A 7,995-nucleotide genomic window follows, 5' to 3' on the forward strand; every position below is an offset into this window, starting at 1 on the left:
CCGGTCCCGCGGCGCCTCCTCCTCGATGCGCAGGGCCAGCGCCGGGCAGCGCCGCACGGCCCGCAGCGCCTTGGCCTCCGCGTAGCGCGGCACCTGGGCCTGGGCGACGGTCGGGAAGCCGTCGGCGCCCAGCTCGAACACCTCGGGGAGGATGTCCGCGCACAGCCCGTGGCCCCGGCACAGCGTCCAGTCGACGTAGATCTTCTGGCGGCTGGAGCCGGTCTCCTCCGCCTCGGCACCGCCCGGGATGCCCGTAGGCGCCCTGCCGCCCTCGAAGAGCGGCAGAACGCCCTCCACGGGCCGTCCGCAGCCGTTGCCGAGGACATGGGCGGCCAGGTCGTCCGTGAACGCCTTGATGGTCGACTCCAGGAACATCGCCGAGCCGTCCGGGTGCGAGCACGCGCCGCGCCGCTTCACGTTCCTGGCGACCTGCTTGAGGGCCTCCAGGGCGGCCGGCCCGCCGCCGTTCAGGATGTCCTCCATGCCGCGCGCGGCGGCCGGCAGACCGAGGTAGCAGGGGCCGCACTGGCCCGCGCTCTCCTCCGCCAGCCACCTCGCCACCTGCAGCGACTCGCCCAGCGGACAGGTCTCCTGGCTGATCGGCAGGATCGCGCCCGCGCCGAGTGAACCGCCCACCGCGTCCAGGGAGTTGCGGGAGACGATCGCCTCGTTGACGGTGGCCGCGTCGATCCACTTGCCGTGGTAGCCGCCGGTGAGCACGCCCTGCGGCACCGGCGGGGCGCCGGCCAGCTGCAGGACGTAGCGCAGCGGCACGCCCGTGGGGACCTCGATCACCATCGGGCGGGCGACGGCGCCGGAGACCGTCAGCATGACGGTGCCCGGCTCGTCGTACAGACCGGTGTTGCCGTAGCGCTCCGGGCCGATCCGGGCGGCGATCGCCAGCTGGGCGAACGTCTCGGCGTTGGAGAGCAGCGTCGGGGCTCCGCCGACGCCGTTCTGCGAGGCGCTGACCTTGCGGCCCGGCGGGATGGCCGGGCCGCCGTCGATCGAGCGGACCAGCGAGGACGCCGCTCCCGTGACCATCCGCACCGGGTTGCGCTGCACGCTCGCGCGCAGCGCCGACCTGCGGCTGTTGCTCAGGCCCCGCTCGGCGAGCGCGGCCTCCATCGAGCGCTGGGTCGACTCCCGGGTCACCCCCACCACGAGCGTGCGGGCACCGAGGGCCTCGGCGCACAGCAGCGCGCCGTCCAGGATCAGGTGCGGGGCACGGTTGATCAGCACCGTGTCCTTGCGGCAGGCAGGTTCGTCCTCGCTTCCGTTGACGACGACGACCGGGCGGACGCCGCGCTTGATCGCCGATTCGGCGACCGAGCGCAGCTTCTTGTGGAAGGGGAAGCCCGCGCCGCCGCGGCCCTTCAGATTGATGGCCTCGGAGAGCTGCGCGAGCTGCTCCCCGCCCATCGGTTCAAGCGGCCCGTGCACCTTCAGGTGCATGGGCAGATCGAGTCGTTCGACAAGGTCGAAGCCCGACGTGAGCTGGGGAAGCCCGACCACGCGGACTTCCGGGACGTCGGGCAGGGCCTCGTTCACCTATAGCCTCCGGAAGGCGTGTTCCAAGGTTCGCCCGAACCCGGCGCGTCGAAGGGCGCACCGGGGCTTGTTTCATTGGCGGGACCGCTCGTGTTGTACGTGTCGTTCGAGTTGTACGTGCCGTAGCGCGTGTTCGTCTCACCGGTGTCGTACACATCACGTCCGCCGTACCCGCTCACGCCGGAATTGTTATAGGGCGGGATGGTGTACCCCGTGTCGTTCAGGGGGTCGTAGGCCGACGGGCGCGCCTCGCCGACGGGCGGCGGGGACGGGATCGGCCAGCTTCCCGAGGGGCCGCCGGAGCCCTCCATGCGGGGCATCGCGGCCGTGGCCTGCGCGTCGAAGGGGGGCAGGTCCATGCGCGCGGTCTGGTCGGCGCTGTAGGGCTGCTGCCCGCGCGGGGGCGTCGACACGGCCCGGTAGGCGGCCGCGAACCCGGCGGCCGGCTCGGCGCCCCCGGCGGCAGCCGCGGTGTCGTAGAGCGGCGAGGACGGGCTCGGGATGCGGGGCAGGGACCCCGTGGCGTCGGCGCGGCCGGCCTGGGACGCGCGCGCGCCCTCGTAGCCCGGCAGCGCGGACTCCGACGTACGGGCCCGGCTCGCGTCCAGGTCGTCCAGCTCGGGCCGCTCCCCGGAGCCGAGGAGCGACACCAGGCGGTCGGCGATGCGGCGCTTGACCGGACGCGGCGCGGCGCGCAGGGCCAGCGCGGCCATGACCCCCACCAGGCACAGCTCGTAGGAGACCATGAAGAACGTCTTCGCCGGGCGGCCGGCGAACAGGCCGTGGATCAGCGCGGCGCACCAGGCGGGGTAGGCCAGCATGTGCATCGCGCGCCAGCGCGCGGCGACCGGCGCGGGGGAGGCGAACTGGTTGCGCAGCGCGCCGGTGACGCCCACGAAGATCATGAGGAGTCCGGCCAGGGACCCGAGGCCGATCAGGCCGCCGCTGCCGCTCACGCCCAGGCTGAAGGGGATGATCGCGGCGATGAGGACCGTGTGGCCCACGGCCAGCTTGATCGTGATGTGCACCAGCAGGAAGGCGATCGAGGCCACGGCGGTCACCCGGTGGATGCCCTGGGCCACGATCCGCTGCCGGATGTTGAGGAAGATCCGGTCCTGGGCGACCAGGCCCCAGATGACCGAGCAGGTCAGGGAGACCAGCGACAGCACGCCTGCACCGAAGTTCAGGAAGTCCTGCAGCCAGTTGCCGCCGAACAGCACGACCACGGGTATGAGGAGCAGGACGACAGCGGACGCCATCCCGTAGGCCGAGCGGCCGGGTTTGGGAAGCGAGCTGTTACTGCGACGAGGGTTCATGGGGGCGACTCCGAGCGGTTCGGGAAAGCGGTCCCGAGAACGAACTCTAAGTCGCTCCCAACCGAGCAGTAGCCCGTTTGAGTTATTGCGTTGTTATCAAAGTGAGTCCCGGGGCTCACGATGTCCCCTTAGGTTCCGTTACGCCGGGTAATCTTTGAACTTCGTTCAAGTTTTCCGAACCTTCACAACAGGCTCCTGGGCTCCAGGACCGGAGCCGGACGCTCCGCCGACGGCCGCGGATGTCCGTCGCGGCGCACTCGACGGCTGCGGTACCCTGACGCCATGCGTGCCGTACGCCTTCTGCTTAGCGAGCCGCGCTGATCAGTCCCGACCTCCGGACGACTCGGACGGTCGGCATCGGCGCGGCGTCCCCTCCTGTGCGAGGGGATTTTTCGTTTCCGGAGAGTCGCAGCGCCGGCAGAGACGATCGATGGAGCTTTGAGGATCATGAGCGAGACGAACCCCGCTGCCGCCGCCAGTCCGGCGGAGGCAGCGCCGCACCGCTACACGGCCGCGACGGCGGCCGGTATCGAGGCACGCTGGCAGGACTTCTGGGACGCCGAGGGCACCTACGCGGCGCCGAACCCCACCGGTGACCTGGCCGGCGAGCCCGAGCTGGCCGCCCGGCCCAAGAAGTTCATCATGGACATGTTCCCGTACCCGTCCGGTGCGGGCCTGCACGTCGGCCACCCCCTGGGCTACATCGCCACCGACGTCTACGCCCGCTTCCAGCGCATGACCGGTCACAATGTCCTGCACACCCTGGGCTTCGACGCCTTCGGCCTGCCCGCCGAGCAGTACGCCGTGCAGACCGGCACGCACCCGCGCGTGTCCACCGAGGCCAACATCGAGAACATGAAGGCCCAGCTGCGCCGGCTGGGCCTGGGCCACGACAAGCGCCGGTCCTTCGCCACGATCGACCCGGACTACTACAAGTGGACCCAGTGGATCTTCCTGCAGATCTTCAACTCCTGGTACGACGAGGAGGCCCGCAGGGCACGCCCCGTCTCCGAGCTGGTCGCCCAGTTCGAGTCCGGTGAGCGTCCGGTGCCGGGGCACGCGCGCGCGTGGGGCGAGCTGAGCGCCACCGAGCGCGCCGACGTCCTGAGCGGCTACCGCCTGGCCTACGCCTCCGACGCGCCCGTCAACTGGTGTCCCGGCCTGGGCACCGTCCTGGCCAACGAGGAGGTCACCGCCGAGGGCCGCTCCGAGCGCGGCAACTTCCCCGTCTTCAAGTCCAAGCTGCGCCAGTGGAACATGCGCATCACGGCCTACGCCGACCGGCTGCTGGAGGACCTGGAGGAGCTGGACTGGCCCGAGGCCATCAAGCTGCAGCAGCGCAACTGGATCGGCCGCAGCGAGGGCGCCCGCGTCGACTTCCCGATCGACGGCGAGCGCATCACCGTGTTCACCACCCGCCCGGACACCCTGTTCGGCGCGACCTACATGGTGCTGGCGCCCGAGCACCCGCTGGTGGAGAAGTTCACCCCGGACGCCTGGCCCGAAGGCACCCACCAGGTGTGGACCGGCGGCCACGCGACCCCGGCGGAGGCCGTCGCCGCCTACCGCGCGCAGGCCGCCTCGAAGTCCGACGTCGAGCGCCAGGCCGAGGCCAAGGACAAGACCGGCGTCTTCATCGGCGCGTACGCCACCAACCCGGTCAACGGCGAGCGCGTCCCCGTCTTCATCGCCGACTACGTCCTGATGGGCTACGGCACCGGCGCGATCATGGCCGTACCGGCGCACGACTCGCGCGACTTCGACTTCGCCCGCGCCTTCGAACTGCCCGTCCACTGCGTGGTCGAGCCGACCGACGGCCGGGGCACCGACACCTCGGCGTGGGGCGACGCCTTCGACTCCTACGACGCGAAGATCGTCAACTCCACCGGCGACGGCGTGTCCCTGGACGGACTGGGCGTCACCGAGGCCAAGGCCCGCATCACCGAGTGGCTGGAGCACCGGGGCATCGGCGAGGGCACCGTCAACTTCCGCCTGCGCGACTGGCTGTTCAGCCGCCAGCGCTACTGGGGCGAGCCCTTCCCGATCGTCTACGACGAGGACGGCATCGCCCACGCGCTGCCCGAGTCGATGCTGCCCCTGGAGCTGCCCGAGGTCGAGGACTACTCGCCGCGCACCTTCGACCCCGACGACGCGGACACCCAGCCGGAGACCCCGCTGTCGCGCAACGAGGACTGGGTCCACGTCACCCTGGACCTGGGGGACGGGCCGAAGAAGTACCGCCGCGAGACCAACACCATGCCCAACTGGGCGGGCTCCTGCTGGTACGAGTTCCGCTACCTGGACCCGCACAACTCCGAGCGGCTGGTCGACCCGGAGATCGAGCGCTACTGGATGGGCCCGCGCGAGGGCATGCCGCACGGCGGCGTCGACCTGTACGTCGGCGGTGCCGAGCACGCCGTGCTGCACCTGCTGTACGCGCGCTTCTGGTCCAAGGTCCTGTACGACCTGGGGCACGTCTCCTCCGCCGAGCCGTTCCACAAGCTGTTCAACCAGGGCATGATCCAGGCCTACGTCTACCGGGACGGCCGCGGCATCGCGGTGCCCGCCGCCGAGGTCGAGGAGCGCGACGGCGCGTACTGCTACCAGGGCGAGCAGGTCTCCCGCCTGCTGGGCAAGATGGGCAAGTCCCTGAAGAACGCCGTCACTCCGGACGAGATCTGCGCCGAGTACGGCGCGGACACGCTGCGTCTGTACGAGATGGCGATGGGACCGCTGGACGTCTCCCGGCCGTGGGACACGCGCGCGGTGGTGGGCCAGTTCCGGCTGCTGCAGCGGCTGTGGCGCAACATCGTCGACGAGACCACCGGCGAGGTCACCGTCTCCGCCGCCGAGCCCGGCGAGGACACGCTGCGCGCCCTGCACAAGGCGATCGACGGGGTCCGCCAGGACCTGGAGGGCCTGCGGTTCAACACGGCGATCGCCAAGATCACCGAGCTGAACAACCACCTGACCAAGGCGGGCGGGGCGGTGCCGCGCTCGGTCGCCGAGCCGCTGGTGCTGATGGTGGCCCCGCTGGCCCCGCACATCGCCGAGGAGCTGTGGCACAAGCTGGGCCACACCGGCTCGGTCGTCCACCAGGACTTCCCGGTCGCCGACCCGGCCTACGCCGTGGACGAGAGCGTGACCTGCGTCGTGCAGATCAAGGGCAAGGTCAGGGCGCGTCTGGAGGTCTCGCCGTCCATCTCCGGGGAGGAGCTGGAGAAGGCCGCGCTGGCCGACGAGAAGGTCGTCGCGGCGCTGGACGGCGCGGGCATCCGCAAGGTGATCGTGCGGGCGCCGAAGCTGGTGAACATCGTCACGGCGTGAGGAGTGACGCCGGGGGCGGCATGAGATCGCCTCCGGCGTCGGGGTAGTCCCCTACGGGCAGGTTCGGGGTTTTTCTGGAACTCCGCACCTGCCCGTTGCGTTTACCGTTGAAGAGCGGCGCGTGCTGTGCCGCCGAGCCGGAGGAGGAGCGCCGTGGAAGCAGTTCTCACCGTCGTCGCCCTGATCTTCGTGCTCTGCCTGGTGCTCGGGGTCTACGCGACCGTGAAGGTCGTCGGCGCCGCCAAGCGCAGGGTGGACCGCACCATCGACCAGGCCCGCCGCACCGTCGAGGACCACACCCTGCGCGCCAAGTCGTTCGGCCGGCCCGGCCCCGCCGGCGAGCTGGCCCAGCTGCGGCTCACGCTGCGCACCTCGATGCGGGCCACCCAGGACGCCCTGCACGCGGGCGCGCGCGAGGACGAGTCCCTGAAGGAGTCCGTCGCCCTGTTCGAGCGCCTCAGCACGCACGGGCGGGAACTCGACGCCGAACTCAGGCGCCTGGAGGCCGAGCCCGACCGGGCCACGCTCGCCGAGCGGCTGCCCGGCCTGCGCGAGCGCACCCGGCGCATCACGCAGTCGGCCGACTCGCTGCGCTGGGCGGCCCGCGACCGAGCCCGCCGCTTCGCCGACGACGACCTGGACACGCTGAGCGCCCAGATCGACGTGGAGGCGGGCGCCCTGCGCCACTGGACCAGGGCGGAGGAGCCCCCGGCCGCTTCCGACACCGGGTCCGCGTCCGCGGCCGCACCGCCGCCGTGGCCCGAGGCGCCGGCCGGTGAGGCGGAGGGGCAGACCTGGCCCGATGCCCAGGGGGAGGCCCCGAAGGACGGCCGACGGCAGGCCCCGCGAGAGGAGCCCGTCCGGCCCGCCATCACGCCGCCGGGGAGCCGTCCCGTGTATCCCTGGCAGAAGAAGCCCCGCCCGGAGAGCACGACTTGATCCGGCCACCCGGGCACCCGGTGGGAGGGGCTGGGCTGCCGCCCGGGCACTACGGCAGGTAACCTCCAGCTCATGTCCCGCCATGTCGCTATCGTCACCGATTCAACGGCCTACCTGCCGCCGCGGACGATGGCGCGCCACGGCATCACCGCGGTACCCCTGACCGTCGTCCTCGGCGACCAGGCGCTCGAAGAGGGCACCGAGATCTCGACGCGCTCCCTGGCCCAGGCGCTGCAGAAGCGACGACCCGTCACCACCTCGCGCCCCAGCCCGGAGCGGTTCGCCGAGACCTACCGCGAGGTCGCCGAGTCCGGCGCGAGCGGCATCGTCTCCCTGCACCTGTCCGCGGAGCTGTCCGGCACGTACGACGCCGCGGTCCTCGCCGCACGCGAGGCGCCGGTGCCGGTGCGGGTGGTGGACACCGGGATGATCGCGATGGCCCTCGGCTTCTGCGCGCTCTCCGCGGCCGAGGTCGCCGAAGCCGGCGGCACGATGGACGAGGCCGTCACCGCCGCCGAGAAGCGCGCGGGCGGCACATCCGCCTATTTCTACGTCGACACGCTCGACTATCTGCGCCGTGGTGGCCGCATCGGCGCCGCGCAGGCCCTGCTCGGCAGCGCGCTCGCCGTGAAGCCGCTGCTCCAGCTGCAGGGCGGCCGCATCGAACCGCTGGAGAAGGTCCGTACGGCCTCCAAGGCCATCGCCCGACTCGAGGAGATCGCGGCCGAGCGGGCGGCCGGCGCCGACGTCGACATCGCCGTCCACCATCTGGCCGCCCCGGACCGCGCGTCGGCCCTCGCGGACCGGCTGCGGGCAAGGGTGTCCGGCCTCGCCGACCTGCATGTGAGCGAGGTCGGCGCGG

General features: G+C 71.8%; 5 protein-coding genes. 3 read left to right on the forward strand and 2 right to left on the reverse strand.

From position 1 onward, the window contains the following. Positions 1-1,551, reverse strand: a 1,551-nt coding sequence (locus IE249_RS00095; protein ID WP_229857119.1) for an NADH-quinone oxidoreductase subunit NuoF family protein, incomplete at its 3' end; no start/stop codon positions are given. Further along, positions 1,548-2,810 carry a cytochrome b/b6 domain-containing protein gene (locus tag IE249_RS00100; protein ID WP_229857120.1) on the reverse strand — a complete coding sequence of 421 codons (1,263 nt, stop codon included), beginning with the start codon at positions 2,808-2,810 and terminating at the stop codon, positions 1,548-1,550. The genes IE249_RS00100 and IE249_RS00095, both read right to left, overlap by 4 nt. 504 nt (positions 2,811-3,314) lie before the next feature. Between IE249_RS00100 and leuS the strand changes: the two genes are divergently transcribed. The 3 genes from leuS to IE249_RS00115 all read left to right on the forward strand — a co-directional run. Continuing rightward, positions 3,315-6,194 carry a leucine--tRNA ligase gene (gene leuS, locus IE249_RS00105; RefSeq protein WP_189702706.1) on the forward strand — a complete coding sequence of 960 codons (2,880 nt, stop codon included), beginning with the start codon at positions 3,315-3,317 and terminating at the stop codon, positions 6,192-6,194. 153 nt (positions 6,195-6,347) lie between these two features. Continuing rightward, positions 6,348-7,133 (forward strand): hypothetical protein, encoded by a 786-nt coding sequence (locus IE249_RS00110; protein WP_189702707.1) that lies wholly within the window; start codon positions 6,348-6,350, stop codon positions 7,131-7,133. Positions 7,134-7,205: 72 nt separating this feature from the next. Beyond that, positions 7,206-7,995, forward strand: a 790-nt coding sequence (locus tag IE249_RS00115; RefSeq protein ID WP_229857121.1) for a DegV family protein, incomplete at its 3' end; no start/stop codon positions are given.

It is taken from the genome of Streptomyces anandii JCM 4720, from assembly GCF_014650655.1.
Lineage (GTDB): Bacteria > Actinomycetota > Actinomycetes > Streptomycetales > Streptomycetaceae > Streptomyces > Streptomyces anandii.